Raw genomic sequence first — 18,250 nt, forward strand, 5'->3', positions numbered from 1 at the left:
CGGAGCCACGCGGTGAGTGCTCCTCCGACGTCCGTCCGCGCGTCCTGGTCCAGGGCGCGCGGACGGGCCGACGACGTCGCAGGTCTCGGCAGGCTCGGTGCCGGCGCGTTCATGGCGCCCGCCCTCGCCCTGATCGGCCTCTTCCTGATCTTCCCGGCGCTGTGGACCGTCTACCTCGGCATGACGGACTACCGGCTCACGGGCCTGGCAGCCGCGGACCCGACGGTGGTCGGGCTCGAGAACTACACGTCGATCCTCGGCGACCCCGGTTTCTGGCGGTCGCTGCGCCTGACGCTCGTCTTCGTGCTCGCGTCGGGCGTCCTCGGCCAGACCCTGCTCGGCTTCTCCATCGCCTGGGCGTTGCGTCGGCTCTCCGGCCCCGTGAAGTCGGTCGTGGAGACCCTCGTGCTCGCCGCGTGGGTCGTGCCGTCGTCCGTCGGCGCTTTCCTGTGGCTCGCGCTGCTCGACCGGCGCGCCGGGACGCTGAACGCGCTCCTGGGCACCGAGGGCACGGCGTGGCTCATCGAGCACCCGATGGCCGGGATCGTGGTCTTCAACATCTGGGTGGGCACGGCGTTCTCGATGCTGCTGTTCTCCTCGGCGCTCAACGGCGTCCCGCCCTCGCAGATGGAGAGCGCCCGGATGGCGGGCGCCACGGCATGGCAGCAGCTGCGCGACGTCGTCCTGCCGAACATCAGGGCGCACATCCTGACGAACACGCTCCTGATCACGCTGTGGACGTTCAACACCTTCACGCCCTACCTGCTCACCGCGGGCGGGCCCAACGACGAGTCGGCGATCCTCCCCGTGTACATCTACCGCACCGCCATCCCCGGCGGGCAGCTCGGCATGGGCGCCGCGATCTCCCTGATCATGCTGCTCATCAACCTCGTCATCGCCCTCGCGTCGATGCGCGTCGGTCGCGAGCGCAGGAGGCGCTCATGAGCGCGCCCGCGCCCCGGAGCACCGTGCGCCACTACGTCAGCCGCGTGGCCTTCGTCGTCGTCGTCGTGCTCGTCGCGGCGTTCTTCGCGCTCCCGCTGACCTGGCTCGTCACGGCGCCGTTCGACGCGAGCCCGACGCTCACGGTCGAGTGGCCGCAGTGGACGCTCGCGAACTTCCGGTCGCTCGCCGAGAACCCGTACGCGCTGCGGTCGATCGGCAACTCCCTGGTCCTCGGCCTCGGCACGATCGCGGTGGTCGTCACTCTCGGCGCCCTCGCCGCGTACGCCCTGTCGCGCGTGCGGATCCCCGGCCGCGACGGCCTGCTGTACGCGCTCCTGCTGCTGTCCTCGGTCGTGACCGGCACGGCGGCGATGGTCCCGCTGTTCCAGCTCATGGTCCAGGTGGGGCTCATCAACACCCAGACGGGCGTCGTGCTCGCGATGTCCGGGGGCCTGCTGCCCACCGTCGTGTTCATCCTCAAGGACTTCATGGACTCGATCCCGAAGTCCTACGAGGAGTCGGCCCGGCTGTACGGCGCGCGACCCGGCCAGATCCTGCGGCACGTCGTCGTCCCGATCGCGCGCCCCGGGCTCGCCTTCGTGTCCGTGTGGGTCCTGGTCCAGGTGTGGGGCAACTTCCTGCTCCCGTTCATCCTGCTGCGGTCCCCGGAGTCCCAGCCCGCCGCGGTGATCATGTACACCTTCTACACCGAGAGCGGGCAGGCGGACCTGAGCCTCATCTCCGCGTTCTCGCTGGTCTTCTCCGTGCCGGTGATCGCCATCTACTTCCTCGTCAACCGCCGTTACGGCTTCCGGTTCCACGGAGGGATCAAGTCCTGATGTCCACCATCACCACCAGAGGTCTGGTCAAGGAGTACCCGGGCGGGGTGCGCGGCGTCGACGGGTTCGACGTCACCATCGAGGACGGCGAGTTCTTCGCCCTGCTCGGGCCGTCGGGCTGCGGCAAGACCACGCTGCTGCGCTCCATCGCGGGCCTCGAGGCGATCACCGAGGGCACGCTGCACATCGGCGACCGGGACGTCACGAACGCCCAGCCAGGCGAGCGCGGGGTCGCGATGGTCTTCCAGGACTACGCGCTGTTCCCCCACATGGACGTGGCCGACAACATCGCGTACCCCCTCAAGATCCGGAAGGTGCCCCGCACGCAGCGGCGTCAGCGAGCCGACGAGGTCGGCGCGGGTCTCGCGCTGCACGGCCTGAGCGAGCGGCGGCCCGGCCAGCTCTCGGGCGGGCAGCAGCAGCGCGTCGCGCTCGCCCGCGCCGTCGCGACGCAGCCGGAGGTCCTGCTGCTCGACGAGCCCCTGTCGAACCTGGACGCACGCCTGCGGCTCGAGGCCCGCACGTTCCTCAAGGTGCTCCAGCGCGACCTCAAGGTCACGACGGTGTTCGTCACGCACGACCAGGCGGAGGCGCTCGCGCTCGCGGACCGCATCGCCGTCATGCAGTCGGGCAGGCTCCAGCAGCTCGGGGCTCCCCACGAGGTGTTCCAGCGCCCCGTCAACACGTTCGTCGCCTCCTTCATCGGGTCCAACCCCATGAACCTCGTCACCACGACCGTCACCCAGGCCGGTGTCCGCCTCGGCGACGGCGCGGTGCGGCTCCCGGAGACGGCCGCGGGGCTCGTGGCGCCCGGGGACGAGGTCGTCTGGGGCGCCCGGCCGGAGTACCTGCGCTGGTCGGTCGAGCGGCTGGACGACGCCGTCGAGGCGCGGGTCGAGGTCGTCGAGAACCTCGGTGCCTCGGTGCTGCTGACGGCGACCGTCGGCGACCACAGGCTCCAGGTCGTCGTCCCGGAGGAGGACGCCCCGGCCGCCGGGGCGCGCGGCTGGGTCCAGGCCAACGCGCGCCGGAGCCTGCTCTTCGACCCGCGGACGACGGAGCTGATCGGATGAGCGCGCGATGAGCACGGTGGAGGTCCGGCGGCGCCTCGGCATCGACGACCAGATCGCCGAGCGCTACCTGCGCGTGCCGTTCGAGGTGCCGGCCGGCGCACCGTCCGTGGAGGTCCTCCTGGGCTACGACCGGACGGCGGGCGTCCTGGACCTGGGCTGCGAAGGGGCGTCGGGCTGGCGCGGCTGGTCCGGGGGCGCTCGGGACCGGTTCGTGATCACCCGTGACGGTGCGACGCCGGGGTACCTGCCCGGCGAGCTCGAGCCGGGGGAGTGGCACGTGGTGCTCGGCCTGCACCAGCTCCCGGCCGAGGGCCTGGACGTCCGGCTCGAGATCCGCACCCCGGCGACGGGCGCCGTCGAGCCCGAGGTGCAGGCCGCGCCGGTGCCGGACGTGCCACGGGGCTCGGGCCGCGACCTGCCGGCCCCGCCGGGCATGACGTGGTTCGCGGGCGACTTCCACGCGCACACGGTGCACTCGGACGGCTCCGAGAGCGTCAGCGAGATCGCCGCCCGGGCCGTCCGCTCCGGCCTCGACTTCGTCGCGGTGACCGACCACAACACCACGAGCCACCACGCCCACCTGCCGGCGGCCGGTGCGACCCACGGCGTGACCCTCGTCCCGGGGCAGGAGGTCACCACGGCGTGGGGTCATGCCAACGCGTTCGGCGACGTCGGCTGGGTCGACTTCCGCCGGCCGGCGGCGACGTGGCTCGAGCAGGTCGACGCCCGCGGCGGCGTGCTGAGCATCAACCACCCCGTGGACGCCGACTGCGCGTGGCTGCACCCCGTCACGGCACCCCCGCACGCCATGGAGCTGTGGCACGCGACGTGGTTCCGCGAGCCGGCGTCCACGTTCGCGTGGGCCTACTGGCGCCGCATGCCGCCGGGCGTGGTGCCGATCGGCGGCTCGGACTTCCACGACCGCGGCCAGGGTCACACCCTCGGTGTGCCGACGACCTGGGTCGCGGCGCCCGACCGCAGCCCCGAGGCGATCATCGACGCCGTCCGGTCCGGCCGGACCGCGATCAGCATCGGCGCGGCGCTGCCCGGCGGTCCCGTGGCCGGGCCCGTCCTGCTGCGCCACGAGGACGACCTGCTCGCGTTCGACGCCGACGGCGCCGTCCTGGTCGACCTCGACGGCCGTCGTCGCCGGGTCGTGGGCGACCGGGTCCGCGTCCCGGCCTCCTGGGGCCACGGGACCGTCCACCTCGAGGACGCGGGCCGGCGCCTGCTTGCGCTGTGCTGACCACCTGCCCGTCCCGACGCGCACCAGTCATGCGAAGGAGCACCACCCGATGACCGCAGAGCAGACGCCGGCAGGGACCGGACCCGCCGCCCCCACGCCCGCCACCCCCACGCCCGCCCCCGAGGGTGCCGCGCCGATCGTCGTCATGCCGCACACGCACTGGGACCGCGAGTGGTACGAGCCGCACGACGTGTTCCGGCTGCGGCTCGTCCACGTCCTCGACGACGTCGTCGCGCGCCTCGAGCGCGACCCTGAGTTCCGTTTCACGATGGACGGGCAGGTCGCCGCGATCGACGACTACCTCGAGATCCGGCCCGAGCAGCGGGAGCGGGTCGCGGCCCTCGTGCGGGCGGGCCGGCTCGCCGTCGGGCCGTTCCTCATCCTGCTCGACGAGTTCTGCTGCGACGGCGAGACGATCGTGCGCAACCTCGAGCTCGGGCTCGCGCGGGCCGAGGCGCTCGGCGGCGCCATGCAGGTCGGCTACCTGCCCGACATGTTCGGCCACGCGGCGCAGATGCCCCAGATGCTGCGCGGGTTCGGCATCCAGCACGCGGCGCTGTGGCGCGGGGTGCCCGACGCGGTCCGCGAGCACGCGTTCGCGTGGTCGGCCCCCGACGGCTCGACCGTGCGGTGCGAGTACCTGTTCGACGGCTACGGGAGCGGGCTGGACATGTTCGCGCTGCCCGGGCGCCTCGGCGAGCTCGCAGCCGACTACCGACGCCGCACACGCCCCTGGTACGGCGACGACCCCGTGCTCGCCATGTACGGGACCGACCACATGGCTCCGCCGGCCGACTTCATGGACCGGGTCCGCGAGCACAACGCCAGGTCCGCCGACGACGTCCCGACGCTTCGGGTTGCGACCCTCACCGAGTACGTGGCCGAGCGCCCGAGCGACCCGGCCGCACTGGCCGCCCTGCCCGCGGTCCGGGGCGAGCTGCGTTCGCACGCCCGGGGCAACCTCCTGCCCGGCGTGTTCTCGATCCGCACCAACCTCAAGGCCGCGATGGCCCAGGCCGAGCTGGCCCTGACCCGCGCGGAGCGCCTCGACGCCCTCTACTCGCCGGACGACCACCGCGCCTTCTTCGACCTCGGCTGGTACCGCGTCGTCGAGAGCTCCGCGCACGACTCGGTCACCGGCTGCGGGGTCGACGCGACGGCGGACCAGGTGGGCTCGCGGCTCGCGACCGCGGCGAGCATCGGGCGCGCCGTGACCGAGCGGGTGGCCGGGCACCTCGCGCGACGTGTCCCGTCGGACGCGCACCTGGTGCTCAACACGCTCCCGTGGCCGCGGACCGTGCAGGTCGAGGTGGTCACCCCCGAGGCCCCGGAGGGGGTCCGGACCCAGCCGCTCGTCGAGCTCGGCACGGCGCTCGGCGACGAGCGGCTCGCGACCCAGGACCTCGCACGCCTGCTGCGTCGCATCCACGGGCGCGAGCTCTTCGGCCAGCTCATCACCGGGTACACCTGGGGACCGCAGTCGCTGCACCTCGAGGTGGCCGAGGTCGCCGAGGGCGAGTTCGACCTGCCGACGCTCACGGCCGAGATCGAGGCGGCGATGCAGGCGCCCGACGCCGCGCAGACCGCCTGGCACGTCGTGACGACGGCGCGTGCGCGCCGGCGCGTCCTCCTCGAGGTCGAGGTCCCGCCCCTCGGGCACGTGCCCGTACGGACCGCCGGGGGAGCCGTCACGGGTGGGGCCGGCACGGCCGGCGAGCACAGTCAGCACGGCGCGCACGGTCAGCACGCCGGCCGCGGTGAGCCCATCGAGCAAGGCGCGCACGGTGAGCACTGCGAGCACGGTGAGGTCCTCGAGGTCGGTCCGACGCGGCTGCGCAGCGACCTCGTCGACGTCCGGGTCGAGCCCGACGGCACGCTGACCGTCACCGGCGCTGACGGGACCGTCCTGCACGGCGTCGGGCGGCTCGTCGACGAGGGCGACCGCGGCGACTCCTACAACTACGGGCCCCTGGCCGCGGCCGGTCCCGTCGACGAGGCCGACGAGGTCAGGGTCGAGGTCGTCGAGTCCGGACCGCTGCGTGGCGTGCTCGCCGTCGAGCGTCGCTACCGGCTGCCGACCGGGGTCGACGCGGACGACCGTGACCGCCGCAGCGCGGCGACCGCACCGCTGACGACGACGACGCGGGTCGAGCTCCGGGCCGGCGAGCCCTTCGTCCGGCTCACGCTCGACCTCGTCAACACGGTGCGAGACCACCGCCTGCGCCTGCACGTGCCGCTCGGCGAACGGGTCGAGGCCTCGGTCGCGGCGGGCCAGATGGGCCTCATCCGCCGTGGGCGTACGGCAGAGGGAGGCTGGGGCGAGTACCCGCTGCCGACGTTCCCCGCCACCGTCAGCGTGAGCGCGGGCCGTGCGCACGTCCTGCTGGGCAAGCTGACGGAGTACGAGGTCGTCGCGGCACCGGGCACCGCCGGCGCCGGGGACTCTTCGGGCAGGCCGGACGGCCCGCCGGACGGTCAGGACGAGCTCGCCCTGACGGTCCTGCGCGCGGTCGGGATGATGAGCGTCAACGTGCACCCGCTGCGTGACGAGCCGGCCGGCTCGGAGATCCCCGTGCCGGGGGCCCAGTACCTCGGGACCACGGTGACGACGCGCCTGGCGGTGATGCCGCGCGCCGACGCGGACGCGGCCGACGTGGCGCGCTGGGCGGAGCACTTCCGGCACGAGCCCGTCGTGTTCCGGGGGTCGGGTCCGGCGGGGGGCCCGCTGCCCGCGGCCGTGGCCGGGCCGCAGCTCGAGGGCCCGGCCGTGATGACGAGCCTGCGACGCGTCGCCGGGGGAGCCCTCGAGGCCCGCCTGCTGAACGTGAGCGAGCAGGACGCGGACGTCACGCTCTCGCCGCCCCCGGAGGGGGCCTGGCACGCGACGGACCTGCGCGGCCGCCGCGTCGACGCGCCCGGGCCGTCGCTCCCGGCGCACGGGCTGCGCACCCTGCGGACGGCCGCTCCCGCCGGTGCACCCGGCCCGGACCGCACGGCGGGCGCTGACCACCAGGACGTCCCACCAGCGCCGCACCACCCGCACGCCACCGTCGAGGAGGAGCTGACATGATCCATCTGGCCAATGCGCCCGTGAGCTACGGGGTGTTCGAGCTCGGGGCCGAGAAGGGCGCGCGGCTGCCGGGACCGGGCGAGCTGCTTGAGCTCGTCGCGGCAGCCGGGTACACGGGCATCGACTCCGGACCCGTCGGCATGTTCGGGCGTGGGCCTGCGCTCCGGGAGAACCTCGCCCGCCACGGCCTGTCCCTCGCGGGTGGCTGGGTCGACCTGCCGTTCTCCGACGACGAGGCGTTCGGCGCGGCGCTCGGTGCCTACTCCGAGGCCCTCGACTTCTTCAGCGAGGCAGCCGAGCTGAACCCCGACGTCCCCCCGCGCCCCACGCTCGCGTGCTCCGGCTCGCCCGAGCGCAAGGCGCACCCCGGCGGCGGTCCGGGCCTCGGTCTCACGGCCGCGCAGTGGGACCGCTTCGCCGCGAACGTCGAGCGGGCGGTCGAGATGTCCCGGCAGCGGGGGCTCGAGCCCACGTTCCACCACCACGCCTGCACGTTCGTCGAGACCCCCGAGGAGGTGCGAGAGCTCCTCGCACGCACGAGCGTCGGGCTGACCCTCGACACGGGGCACCTCATCCTCGGCGGAGGCGACCCCGTGACTGGCCTCGAGGAGTGGGCGCCCCGGATCAACCACCTGCACCTCAAGGACGCCCGGCGCAGCGTGCTCGACGCGGTCGTCAAGGGGCACGGCGACATGCGCACGGTCTGGGCCGGCAAGGCGTTCGTGCCGTTCGGGGAGGGTGACCTCGACCTGACCGCCGTGATGGAGACGGTGCTGGCGAGCGGCTACTCGGGCTGGCTCGTCGTCGAGCAGGACGTCATCCCCGGCCCGGACGACCCGCCGGGGCGCGCGCAGGAGCACCAGGTGCACAACCGGCAGGCCCTGCGGCAGTGGTTCGCATGACGGCCGGCACCGCGGGCCGCACACGCGTCGCGATGGTCGGGCTCGGGGGCATCGCGCAGACCGTCCACCTCCCGCTCCTCGAGCGTCGCCGTGACGTGTTCGAGCTCACCGCGGTCGTCGACCTCTCGCAGGAGCGCACGGACGCGACCGCGAGGCGCCTCGGCGTCCCGGACGCGGGGCGGTTCCGGTCCGTCGCCGACCTGCTCGCGGCCCGCGCGTCGGGCGCCGTCGCCGTGGACGGTGTGGTGCTCGCCACGACCGGCAGCCACGTCCCGGAGGTCGCCGAGCTCCTGGCCGCGGGCGTCCCCGTCCTCGCGGAGAAGCCGCTCGGCCTGTCCGTCACGGAGATCGACGCGCTCGCCGACGGGCTCGTGGCGCAGCGGCGCGACCCCGCCGGACTCCTCATGGTCGGGTACATGAAGGAGCACGACCCCGCGACGGCGCGCGCCCGCGAGGCGCTCACGGGCACCACCCTGCGGGCGGTCGACGTCGAGGTCCTGCACCCCGCGGACGCCGCCCAGCTCCACTTCGCGCACCTGCCCGCGCAGCCGGCGGACATCGCCCCGGCGACGCTCGAGGCGCTGACCGGACGGACGGCGCGGGCGGTCGACGACGCGGTCGGCGCGGGCACCGCGCCGGACCTGCGCGCGCTGTACACGAACGTGCTCCTCGGCTCCGTGGTGCACGACATCGCCCTGCTGCGGCACCTCGTGGGCGGGATCGAGACCGTCGACCGGGTGCGACGGCACGGGCCCGGTGCACCCGGCTCCCTCCAGGTCACGGGGACCGTCGCGGGCGGGGTCGCGCTTCACCTGGGCTGGCACTTCATCGCCGACTACCCGGGCTACCGGGAGACGGTGACCTTCCACCACGAGACGGGCACGGTCGAGCTCGTGTTCGCGGTGCCGTACCTGCTCAACGTCGCGACCGAGCTCACCGTCGTCTCGCGTGCGGTCGACGGCGACCCAGCCGGCGGCGAGGTGCGCGCGACGTTCACGTGCGCCCAGCAGGAGGCGTTCGAGCGCGAGCTCCTGGCCTTCCGCGAGCTCGTCGTGCACGGCACGCCCGCGCCGTCGGGACTCGCGGAGGGCCGCGCCGACGTCGTGACGGCCCAGCTGATGCTCCGTGAGGTCGCCCGCGGCGAGGGAGCGGTGCTCGGCGGGGAGGCCGCGAGCCGAGGCTAGGGCCCCGGGGCGCGCGCACGCCCACGAGAACAAGGAAGCCCCTGGTCCGCGGGACCAGGGGCTTCTGCTGTGGGCGATACTGGGATCGAACCAGTGACCTCTTCCGTGTCAGGGATGCCGAGGCCGTCCGAGCACGTGCGGCGCCGTTCGTTCGTGCAGGTCAGCGCGGATTTGCGGCGTTGCCGTACACCGCTGAACGGGCCCGTACGCCACGACGTTGCTACACCGGTTGCTACACGGCGCCGCGGGTCGGGTGTCCTTTGCGGGGATCAGGCGGCCGTATGAATATGCAGCCGCCTCGCTTCCTACCGGGCCACCACCGGCACACTGCGACCATGCCCGTCCTGCGCCTGTTAGTCCTGTTCGTCGCTACGTTGAACGGCCGGCACGGATCGGCGACCTGCGCGGCGTGCGGCTGTTTGTTGCTCGGGTGCTGGCTGGCCGGTCAGTCTCGGGTAGGTGCCCGTGTCGGGTCGCTCTGTTAGCGGCTGCCCACCGGCTTGTTCGGTGTGGCTCGGGTCTGCTGCAGGTTGGGTTGACATCGCTTTCGAGGGCCAGGGTCCTCGGGGAGGGTGTCGCCATGCCGAAGAAGTACCCGCCTGAGTTCAAGAGAGACGTGGCCGCGGTAACCCGTCGGGGTGATCTGACAGTCCCGACGGTCGCGATCGACTTCGGGGTCACCCAGGAGTCGGTGCGCCGCTGGGTGCGTCAGGCCGAGGTCGATGACGGGGTCCGGGAGGGCAAGACCAGCACGGAGCAGTCCGAGCTGGTGCAGCTGCGCCGGGACAAGCGCCGGTTGGAGATGGAGAACGAGATCTGGCCGCTCCTGGAGATCTCGCCGACGGACGTCAGGCTGTGGCACGCGACCACGGACATGACCAAGCCGACGATGCGAGCCCACGCGTACGCCTTGCTGCGGACCATCTTCTCGACGGCCGTCGCGGACGACCTCCTGCCGACCAACCCGTGCCGGGTGACCGGCGCCGGCACCACCAAGCGTGCCCGGGCGATTAGGCCGGCGTCCCTCGGGGAGCTTGAGGCCCTGACGGCCGCGATGCCCGATCGGTTGCGCCTGCTCGTGCTGCTTGGTGCGTGGTGCGCGCTGCGGTTCGGGGAGCTGGCGGAGCTCCGCAGGGCCGATATCGACGTTCGGCGAGGCGTGGTGCGTGTCCGTCGGGGAGTGGTGTGGGTCAACTCCGAAGCGATCGTCGGCCCGCCGAAGTCGCGGGCGGGGGTCAGGGATGTCGCGACCCCCCCGCACCTCATGCCGTTGGTCAGGGACCATTCCAAACGGTTCGTCGGCCCCACCGACTCTGCCCTGCTGTTCGCGGCCGGTGACGGTCGGCACCTGACCTCGAATAGCCTCTACTGGCACTTCCATCGAGCGCGGGCGACCGCTGGTCGACCGGACCTGCGCTTCCACGACTTGCGCTACACCGGTGCGGTGCTCGCGGCCTCGACGGGCGCGACGTTGGCCGAGCTCATGGCGAGGCTGGGCCATTCGAGCCCGGCAGCGGCGATGAAGCACCAGCACGCCGCCGCTGAGCGCGACAAGGCGATCGCCGAGGCGCTCTCGCGGCTCGCCGGACGTGAACGCCGCCAGAGCGACGGGATGGAGTGACGAATCGGCTGCGTCAGCCTGTGGGGCACGTACGGACAGCGGGCTCGTCGAACTCCGGCACCGGGCGTGCCTCAGCTTCGTCTGCCGTCGCCGCAACGCCGTTGCGCTCGATGTCGGCGACGAGCCAGTCCATCTCGAAGATCTCGCGCCGCTGGGCTTCGCTGATCTCCACCGCGAGCTCGCATACCCGGACGTCGGAGATCCCCGCACGTTCGGACCGGGTGATCGCCAAGGAGTGGTGGGGGATCATCGCCCGCATGAAGGCGGTGTCGTCGACCGTGGCCTGGCTGCGGTCGAGGAAGGCCCCGCCTGCCAGCAGCAGGACGCTGACCGCGACGACCGCGACGTTCGCCTTCGCGTTCTTGTACATGTTCAACATCCAGGCCAGCATCACGAGCCCCATGGCGCCCCCCATGGTGACGGCCATGAAGACGCGGCTCTGACTGAAGCGGATGTGGCTCCACTCCCACGACCCTACGAACATCACCCAGTACATGACGACCATGGCCGTCAGGAGCATGGCCGCGAATCGCAGGTACATCTTCCCGGAGCCTTGCCCGTGATCGTGGTGCTGTTCGTGTTTCGTCGTGTTGTCGCCTTCTGACATGCGTGTCAGCTCCTTCGGTTCACCGTCGCGTCGCGTGACGGACGGTCGGAGGTCTCGTCGACATCCGCGCCGGAATGGGTTCGTGGTGTTGATCAGGAGATGGCGTTGAGCAGCTCGACGCAGGCCGCCTCGCAGTCGCGGCACGCCTCGGCGCAGATGCGGCAGTGCTCGTGCATTCCGGCGTGCTGCCGGCACTCGTCGCCGCAGGCGCGGCACGCGACGATGCAGGCCTCGAGGTGGGCGCGGGTGATGTTCGCGTCGTACCCGGTGTGGCGGGACAGGATGCGCGCCGTGGTGGCGCAGCTGTCCGCGCAGTCGAGGTTGGCGCGGATGCACGTGCGCAGGTCCGCGACCATCTCCTCGCTGAGACACGCGTCAGCGCAAGCGGTGCACGCCTGTGAGCAAGCGACGAGGCTCTCGATCACCCGGGCAAGCTTCTCTCGATCCAGGCTGATGGTGGCGGGGTAGGTCTCAAGCATCTCCGTGGTCCTCACAATGGCCTCCTTGACTTCGACGTCGCGGCACAGAAGTACGTCGGTGCGCGTGGACTCTTCCGACGCTAAGGAGCGGGGCGCGCGTTCGCACCTGGGGCGAACCGGTTGTGATGAAGGTTCGATGAAGACTGCGGACGCGCCTTCGCGCAGCGCCGGCGTCGTGCGTGGCAGGTCGCGCCGAGTGCGACGGGCTTCACGAGATCTTGAGAGACGGACCCGTAGAGCCGTAACACGCACCCTGGAGGCTTGAGGCGTCCGGATCGGACGCAGCCCGGAGAGCCTGGGTGGATGAAGGAGACGGCTGACATGAGGATGACGATGAAGAAGACGGCGTTGACGGCGCTCACGCTGATCGCGGTAGGCCTCCCGTCCGGAGCCGCCTGGGCGGCGAGCGACGAGCCTGCTGAGGACCGGGGCAGCGCGACCATGATGGGGACCGACGCCGGCGGGACCGACTCGATGATGTCTGCGACCGCCGACGGGCCGATGTCGCCCACGCAGGACTGTGACGACCACGCCGGCTCGCAGGAGATGCGTGGCCGGGGCTCAAGCGGTGCCGAGGGCATGCGCCGCCATCACGAGCGGTTCATGGAAGGTCCGGATCGCATGGTCGGTGCTGGGCGCATGGGTCACGCAGCGATGTGGGATGGTGCCGGAGACCAGCGGTCCTGACGACACCGAGAGGCGCGACCATGCCGGCGAAGGTTCTGGTGGTCGACGACGAGCCGGGGATCCGTCGTGTTCTCACCGGTTACCTCGAGGCTGCTGGATTCGAGGTGACCGAGGCGAGCACCGGCGAGGAGGCGGTTTCGCTCGTGAGGCGAGCGCTGCCGGACGTCGTCCTCCTCGACGTCATGCTTCCGGACGTCGATGGGATCGAGGTGTTGAGGCGCCTGCGGACGTTCTCGCAGGTGTACGTGCTCCTGGTCACGGCGCGGGCGGAGGAGACGGATACGCTCGTCGGCCTCGCCGTCGGCGCGGACGACTACGTCACCAAGCCTTTCAGCCCTCGGGAGGTCGTCGCGAGGGTCCGAGCCGTGCTCCGCCGAGGGCGCGCCTCTTCCGCCGGCGCCACCCGGCTCCTCTTCGCGGGGCTGACCATCGACCCCGGGTCTCGAGAGGTGGACGCGGCGGACCATTCCGTGCGCCTCTCTGCACTCGAGTTCGACCTCCTGGTCGCTCTCGCGGGTGCACCGGGCCGGGTGTTCTCCCGGCGTCAACTCCTCGAGCAGGTGTGGGGAGGGGACTTCTTCGGAGATGAGCGCGTCGTCGATGTCCACATCCGGAACCTGCGCAAGAGCCTGGGCGATGATGCGAGCCGGCCGAGGATCATCGGGACGGTGCGTGGCGTCGGATACAAGTTCCTGCTGGATCCGGCGTGAGGCGTCTGTCCACGCGGTTGCTGCTCTCCCACTTGTTGGTCGCGGTGGTGGGAGGCCTCGTGGCGTACGCACTCGTGCGTGTCATCGCGCCGCAGATGTACGACCACAGCGTCCAGATGATGATGAGCGCGGACATGGGCGGGGGTATGAGGCTGCGGGCAGCCGCGGTATCCGCTACCAACAACGCCCTGGTGATCGGCGTCCTCGCCGGGGTCGCCACCGCCGCGGTCGCTGGTGCGTGGTCGGCGCGCCGCATCCTGGTGCCACTGGTCCAGATCCGTGCGGCGACGCGTCGCCTCGCCGAGGGCCACTACGACCGGCCGGTCGCCGTACCACCCGACGCCGAGCTCGCGGACCTCGTCACCGACGTGAACGCCCTCGCCCGACGCCTGGCCGAGACGGAGGCGCGCAGGCAAGAGCTTCTCGGCGAGGTGGCGCATGAGATGCGGACCCCACTGACGGTGCTCGAGGGCTATGTCGAGGGCATGATCGACGGCGTCTTCCCGGCGAGCGGGCAGACGCTGGGGGAGCTCGGTCCTGAGCTCGCGCGGCTGCGCCGGCTCTCGGAGGACCTGAGCGCGCTCTCGAAGGCCGAGGAGCGTGGCTTCGAGCTGCGGATGCGCCGCGTGGACCTCGGAGCTCTGGCGGTACGAGCCGTCGAACGGCTCCGGCCCCAGTTCGTCGATGCGGACGTCGCCCTCCGTGCGTCCGCTGGTGTCACACCCGCAGAGGTGATCGGGGATGCGGACCGCTTGACCCAGGTCCTGATGAACCTGTTGGGCAACGCGTTGGTTGCCACCCCACCCGGCGGATCCGTCGAGGTGACCGTGGAGTCCGCCGGTGAAGCAGTCCGGGTCGAGGTCCGAGACACAGGAGAGGGGATCGACGCGCCCCACCTCGACCGCATCTTCGAGCGGTTCTACCGCGTGCGTGGCTCGCGCCCCGTAGAGGAGGGGCGCCACCATGGCAGCGGGATCGGCCTGACCATCGCCCGGGCGATCGCGCGGGCTCACCGGGGTGACCTCACGGCATCGTCAGCAGGCGCGGGACAAGGGTCAACCTTCGTAGTCGAGCTGCCTGAAGCCCCACCCGCCGGGCCGACCTCTGTGGATGCGGCTTGAGGGGATCTTCATGGGACGTCGCACGTTGCTTCACGGCGCGGTGGAATGCTCTGTGACGCGGACGCTTGACGGACGCAGCGAGTCCGTGGGCGGAGCCGAGGAGGGCAGCACCGATGAGTGAACCCGGCATCACCCCAGTCATCGATGCGGAGCGCCGTCACGGATCCCACCTGGTTCTTGCCTGCCTCGCCATGATCGTCGGCGTCGTGGCTCTGGTGGCGACCGGCACCGTTGCGATCGGCGCGCTGCTCATCGTGCTCGGCTGCCTGGCAGCGATGGCCTTCATGCTCCACTCGCTGTCCAGGCAGGAACGCTGAGCATGACGAGCGCGAGTCAGCCGGGTTGTCAGGGCCCGGCGGCATGAGGGCGCCTGTAGCTGTCCGCGACCACGCGCCGATCGCGAGCCACGTGCGTATCGCGCGAGCGCCTCGGACGTCCGCAGTCCTCACCGCGATCGTGGGCGGGTTGGCGACCGAATCGGCCTTCCCGGGCCGGTCGTGGTGGCCGATGGCCTACCTCGGCATCGCCCTGCTCCTGCTGGGACTCCGCTCCGGCTCGGTCCGGTGGGGCTTCGTAGCTGGCACCGCTTTCGGCCTGGCGTTCTTCCTACCTCACCTGTGGTGGGCGAACGAAGCCGTGGGCCAGCCCGCCGGGTGGCTGGCACTGTCGACTCTCCAAGCGACAGCCATCGGAGGATTCGGAGCGGCGTGGGTCTGGGCCCGGAGGATGCCGCTGATCTCCAGGTACCCGGCGGTGCAGGTGATCGCCGTCGCTGTGCTCTGGGTCGCCGTCGAGCAGCTGCGCGGGCGCGTGCCGTTCGGTGGCTTCCCCTGGGGCGTGCTCGCCTTCTCGCAGACTGACGCGCCGCTGCTCCGCCTCGCGCCGATCGGGGGTCAGACGGCCGTGAGCCTCGCCGTCGTGGTGGTCGGAGCAGCGCTCGCGCTCACCGTCGACCGCGCACGTCAGGGTGCCGCCCGCACGGCCGCCCGCGGGACTCTGCTGGCGGTCGGGGTCCTTGTCCCGGGGCTGCTTCCGTTGGCCGCGGCGCCACAGTCGGGGACCCTGACCGTCGGGGCTGTGCAGGGTGACGTCCCCGTCCGGGGTGCTGACGCGACCGACCAGGCCCGTGAGGTGACGGCCAATCACGTCGCCGGGACGCGGGCTCTGCGCGATGTCGATACGGCAGGTCAGCTGGACCTCGTGGTGTGGCCCGAGAGTGCCTCGGACATCGACCCGCGCACCGATGGAGACACCCGAAGAGCCCTCGACGAGGCGGTCGACCTGGTCAGCGTGCCGATACTCCTCGGAACTCAGAGGTTCGAGCGGGACGTCCGCTACAACGACTACGTGGTGTGGCAACCGGAGGCCGGTGCCACAGCGGCGTACACCAAGCAGAAGCCGGTCCCGTTCGGGGAGTACATCCCGTTCCGCCGGTTCTTCAGAGCGCTGAGTCCTTCGGTGGACCTCGTCCGGACCGACATGGCGGCAGGCACGGCGCCGGGCCTGCTGGAGGTCCCGATCGCACGCCTGGGACGGGACGTGGGCATCGCCACGGCGATCTGCTTCGAGGTCGCCTACGACCAGCTGATCAGGGAGTCGGTGGTCGCCGGCGGCGAGCTCATCGTCATCCCGACCAACAACGCGTCCTTCGGCCGAACGCAGGAGTCCGTGCAGCAGCTGGCGATGTCACGGTTCCGTGCTGCGGAGCACGGGCGCGCCGTCGTCCAGATCTCCACTGTGGGAGTCAGCGCGTTGATCGCACCGGATGGCACCTTCTTGGACCGCACGGAGCTCTTCACGAGTGCGCAGATGATGCGGGAGCTCCCCTTGCGCACGTCGTTGACCGTGTCTGACCGGCTCGGGCGCTGGCCAGCGGTCGCGGTCGACGCACTGGCGCTGCTCCTGCTCCTGCGACCGCGCCGACACCAGCGGTCCTAGGTTCCCGACCCGATCCTGTAGCCGATGCCACGGACCGTGCGGATGAACTTCTGACTGCCGATGGGGTCCCCGAGCTTCCGTCGGATGTGGCCGATGTGCACGTCCACAGCGTGCTCTTCGCACACGCCCGCCTCACCCCACACGGCCTCCACCAAGGCGCGGCGAGTGAAGGTGAGGGCGGGGTGGTCGGCCAGCGTGACGAGGAGGTCGAACTCGGTTCGGGTCAAGGGCACGAGAGCATCCCTGAGCCACACCTCCCGCGCTGAGGGATGGACGCTCATCGCGCCAACCGTCAACCGCGGGCGCCCGCGGCCCGTGTTGAGTGCACAGAGTGTGCGTGGCCGGCGGCAGATCGTTCGAATACGGGCGACGAGCTCCGGGAGACGGACCGGCTTGCTCATGAAGTCGTCCGCACCGGCCGAGAGGCCGATCAGCACCTCGAGCTCGTCGACGCCCTCCGTGATCAGGACGACGTAGCAGTCCGAGAAGAGCCTGAGCCGACGGCACAGGTCGTTGCCGTCAAGCCCGGGCAGCTCGACCTCGATGACCACGACGTCGGGATCGAGCACGACGGCGGCAACGAGCGCCTCCTCGCCGGTCAGAGCACGGTGGACGTCGAACCCCTCACGCGCGAGACGAGTGCACACGGCCTCGCGCGTGGTCGGCTCGTCATCGACGACCAGTGCGCGAATTCTCCGGTGACCTGTCGTTGACATCATGCTCGATTGTCCGCCCGGTGCAGTCCACTCTGCGAGCAAGACAATGCTCGACGATCACTTCTTCATCAAACGATGAGCGAATCGACAGGAGGACTGGAACGGGGCTCGGGACTCTCTCCCTGAGAGAAGGCGGGAAGTCCCCCCGAGTCTCACGGACAAGAAGGAGACACTTTGAGCGCGAAAGATGGTCGGGTGACCGACCCGGTCTGCGGGCGAGAGGTCAAGGTCTCCCGTGCGGCGTCAAGCGTCGAATACATGGGCAGGAGCTATCACTTCTGTTCTCTCGACTGTGGCTTGCACTTCTGCGCCACCCTCGATGGCGGTCGCGCATCATGACGTGACTGCACGGCCGAGACGGAAGGCGGGGGTCGGCCGGCGCTTGATCGGGAGCGCCGCTACAGCAGCGTCTCGGGATCCACGGTGCTGCCGTCGACGTAGGCCTCGAAGTGCAGATGGCAAGCCGTGGAGGTGCCGGTCGTCCCGGAGTAGCCGACGACCTGGCCCTGCGTCACCTGCTCGCCGGTGCGCACCGCGAAGGATGAGAGGTGGTTGTAGCTGGTCATCAGGGAGCTCCCGCTCGGAGAGCCGTGGTTGAGCATCACCTGATTCCCGAAGCCGCCGACACCCTTCGCCCACTGCACGGTGCCGGCGGCAGCGGCGATGATCGGAGTTCCGCAGTACGCGCGGAAGTCCGTGCCCGCGTGGAGCTTCCGATACCCGTAGATCGGATGGATTCGGTAGCCGCAAGGCGAAGTGATCACCGGCGGGTTCATGGGGCTGGGGTACTTGAGGATTCCCGCGCCCAGCGGCCTTCCTGGCGCTGCAGGCCCAGGCGGAGCGGGGTTGCCAGGAGTGCTGGGAGGCTCAGGTCGCGCCGCATCACGCTGCCTCTGCTCCTCCTGCTGTGCGGCCACGATCGCCTTGAGGTCCGCTTCGAGCGCAGCCTGCTGGGCCTCGTACTCCGCCTTGGCCGCGAGCTGGTTTTCGCGCTGAGCCTCGATGGTCGCTGTCTTGACATCCTGTTCCGCCAAGTGAACCGCCCCGACTTCAGTGGAGGCTCGGTTCTCTGGTCTCGGCCGTCGTGACGGTCGGGTTTTGACGGTAGTGGT

At 71.2% G+C, this 18,250-nt stretch carries 18 protein-coding genes; 14 read left to right on the forward strand and 4 right to left on the reverse strand.

What is annotated here, in order from left to right; genetic code table 11:
• Window positions 1–12: 12 nt before the first annotated feature.
• From FZ988_RS05825 to FZ988_RS05860, 8 genes are all read left to right on the forward strand, one after another.
• Window positions 13–945 carry a carbohydrate ABC transporter permease gene (locus FZ988_RS05825; RefSeq protein ID WP_246169236.1) on the forward strand — a complete coding sequence of 311 codons (933 nt, stop codon included), beginning with the start codon at window positions 13–15 and terminating at the stop codon, window positions 943–945.
• A complete protein-coding gene (locus FZ988_RS05830; RefSeq protein ID WP_149203031.1) occupies window positions 942–1,784 on the forward strand; it encodes a carbohydrate ABC transporter permease in 843 nt (280 codons plus the stop codon). Before FZ988_RS05825 ends, FZ988_RS05830 begins: the two co-directional genes overlap by 4 nt.
• Window positions 1,784–2,857 carry an ABC transporter ATP-binding protein gene (locus FZ988_RS05835; protein WP_149203032.1) on the forward strand — a complete coding sequence of 358 codons (1,074 nt, stop codon included), beginning with the start codon at window positions 1,784–1,786 and terminating at the stop codon, window positions 2,855–2,857. Before FZ988_RS05830 ends, FZ988_RS05835 begins: the two co-directional genes overlap by 1 nt.
• 7 nt (window positions 2,858–2,864) lie before the next feature.
• Complete coding sequence (locus tag FZ988_RS05840) at window positions 2,865–4,103, forward strand: CehA/McbA family metallohydrolase (RefSeq protein WP_149203033.1); 1,239 nt, start codon at window positions 2,865–2,867, stop codon at window positions 4,101–4,103.
• A gap of 49 nt (window positions 4,104–4,152) precedes the next feature.
• On the forward strand, window positions 4,153–7,173 hold the full coding sequence (locus FZ988_RS05845) for a glycoside hydrolase family 38 N-terminal domain-containing protein (RefSeq protein WP_149203034.1): 3,021 nt from the start codon (window positions 4,153–4,155) through the stop codon (window positions 7,171–7,173).
• Window positions 7,170–8,075, forward strand: a complete 906-nt coding sequence (locus tag FZ988_RS05850; protein ID WP_149203035.1) for a sugar phosphate isomerase/epimerase family protein — start codon at window positions 7,170–7,172, stop codon at window positions 8,073–8,075. Before FZ988_RS05845 ends, FZ988_RS05850 begins: the two co-directional genes overlap by 4 nt.
• The gene (locus FZ988_RS05855; protein WP_149203036.1) at window positions 8,072–9,259 is read left to right on the forward strand and encodes a Gfo/Idh/MocA family protein; all 1,188 of its coding nucleotides are present in this window, start codon (window positions 8,072–8,074) and stop codon (window positions 9,257–9,259) included. Before FZ988_RS05850 ends, FZ988_RS05855 begins: the two co-directional genes overlap by 4 nt.
• Before the next feature lie 580 nt (window positions 9,260–9,839).
• Complete coding sequence (locus FZ988_RS05860) at window positions 9,840–10,880, forward strand: tyrosine-type recombinase/integrase (protein WP_149203037.1); 1,041 nt, start codon at window positions 9,840–9,842, stop codon at window positions 10,878–10,880.
• A gap of 13 nt (window positions 10,881–10,893) precedes the next feature.
• On the opposite strand, the gene FZ988_RS05865 is transcribed toward FZ988_RS05860, so the two are convergent.
• Both FZ988_RS05865 and FZ988_RS05870 read right to left on the reverse strand, forming a co-directional pair.
• Entirely contained in the window at window positions 10,894–11,487 is a 594-nt protein-coding gene (locus FZ988_RS05865; protein ID WP_188078980.1) for a DUF305 domain-containing protein, read from the reverse strand.
• 92 nt (window positions 11,488–11,579) lie between these two features.
• On the reverse strand, window positions 11,580–11,981 hold the full coding sequence (locus tag FZ988_RS05870) for a four-helix bundle copper-binding protein (RefSeq protein WP_149203038.1): 402 nt from the start codon (window positions 11,979–11,981) through the stop codon (window positions 11,580–11,582).
• 306 nt (window positions 11,982–12,287) lie between these two features.
• Between FZ988_RS05870 and FZ988_RS05875 the strand changes: the two genes are divergently transcribed.
• From FZ988_RS05875 to lnt, 5 genes are all read left to right on the forward strand, one after another.
• Window positions 12,288–12,653: a hypothetical protein gene (locus FZ988_RS05875; RefSeq protein WP_149203039.1), complete on the forward strand. Its 366-nt coding sequence runs from the start codon at window positions 12,288–12,290 to the stop codon at window positions 12,651–12,653.
• Window positions 12,654–12,673: 20 nt separating this feature from the next.
• On the forward strand, window positions 12,674–13,363 hold the full coding sequence (locus FZ988_RS05880; RefSeq protein ID WP_149203040.1) for a response regulator: 690 nt from the start codon (window positions 12,674–12,676) through the stop codon (window positions 13,361–13,363).
• A 59-nt stretch (window positions 13,364–13,422) separates the two neighbouring features.
• Window positions 13,423–14,484: a sensor histidine kinase gene (locus FZ988_RS05885; protein ID WP_246169238.1), complete on the forward strand. Its 1,062-nt coding sequence runs from the start codon at window positions 13,423–13,425 to the stop codon at window positions 14,482–14,484.
• Window positions 14,485–14,597: 113 nt separating this feature from the next.
• Window positions 14,598–14,801 carry a hypothetical protein gene (locus FZ988_RS05890; RefSeq protein ID WP_149203041.1) on the forward strand — a complete coding sequence of 68 codons (204 nt, stop codon included), beginning with the start codon at window positions 14,598–14,600 and terminating at the stop codon, window positions 14,799–14,801.
• Window positions 14,802–14,844: 43 nt separating this feature from the next.
• Entirely contained in the window at window positions 14,845–16,422 is a 1,578-nt protein-coding gene (lnt, locus tag FZ988_RS05895; RefSeq protein ID WP_149203042.1) for an apolipoprotein N-acyltransferase, read from the forward strand.
• Here lnt and FZ988_RS05900 read toward each other — a convergent pair.
• Window positions 16,419–17,141, reverse strand: coding sequence for a response regulator transcription factor (locus FZ988_RS05900; protein WP_149203043.1), 723 nt, complete (start codon window positions 17,139–17,141; stop codon window positions 16,419–16,421). The genes lnt and FZ988_RS05900 overlap by 4 nt on opposite strands.
• A 192-nt stretch (window positions 17,142–17,333) precedes the next feature.
• On the opposite strand from FZ988_RS05900, the gene FZ988_RS19195 reads away from it, so the two are divergent.
• Window positions 17,334–17,477: a YHS domain-containing protein gene (locus tag FZ988_RS19195; RefSeq protein WP_188078982.1), complete on the forward strand. Its 144-nt coding sequence runs from the start codon at window positions 17,334–17,336 to the stop codon at window positions 17,475–17,477.
• A gap of 59 nt (window positions 17,478–17,536) precedes the next feature.
• Here FZ988_RS19195 and FZ988_RS05910 read toward each other — a convergent pair.
• Window positions 17,537–18,250, reverse strand: a 714-nt coding sequence (locus FZ988_RS05910; protein ID WP_223145033.1) for a M23 family metallopeptidase, incomplete at its 5' end; no start/stop codon positions are given.

This window comes from Actinotalea subterranea (assembly GCF_008364845.1).
Taxonomy (GTDB): Bacteria; Actinomycetota; Actinomycetes; order Actinomycetales; family Cellulomonadaceae; genus Actinotalea; species Actinotalea subterranea.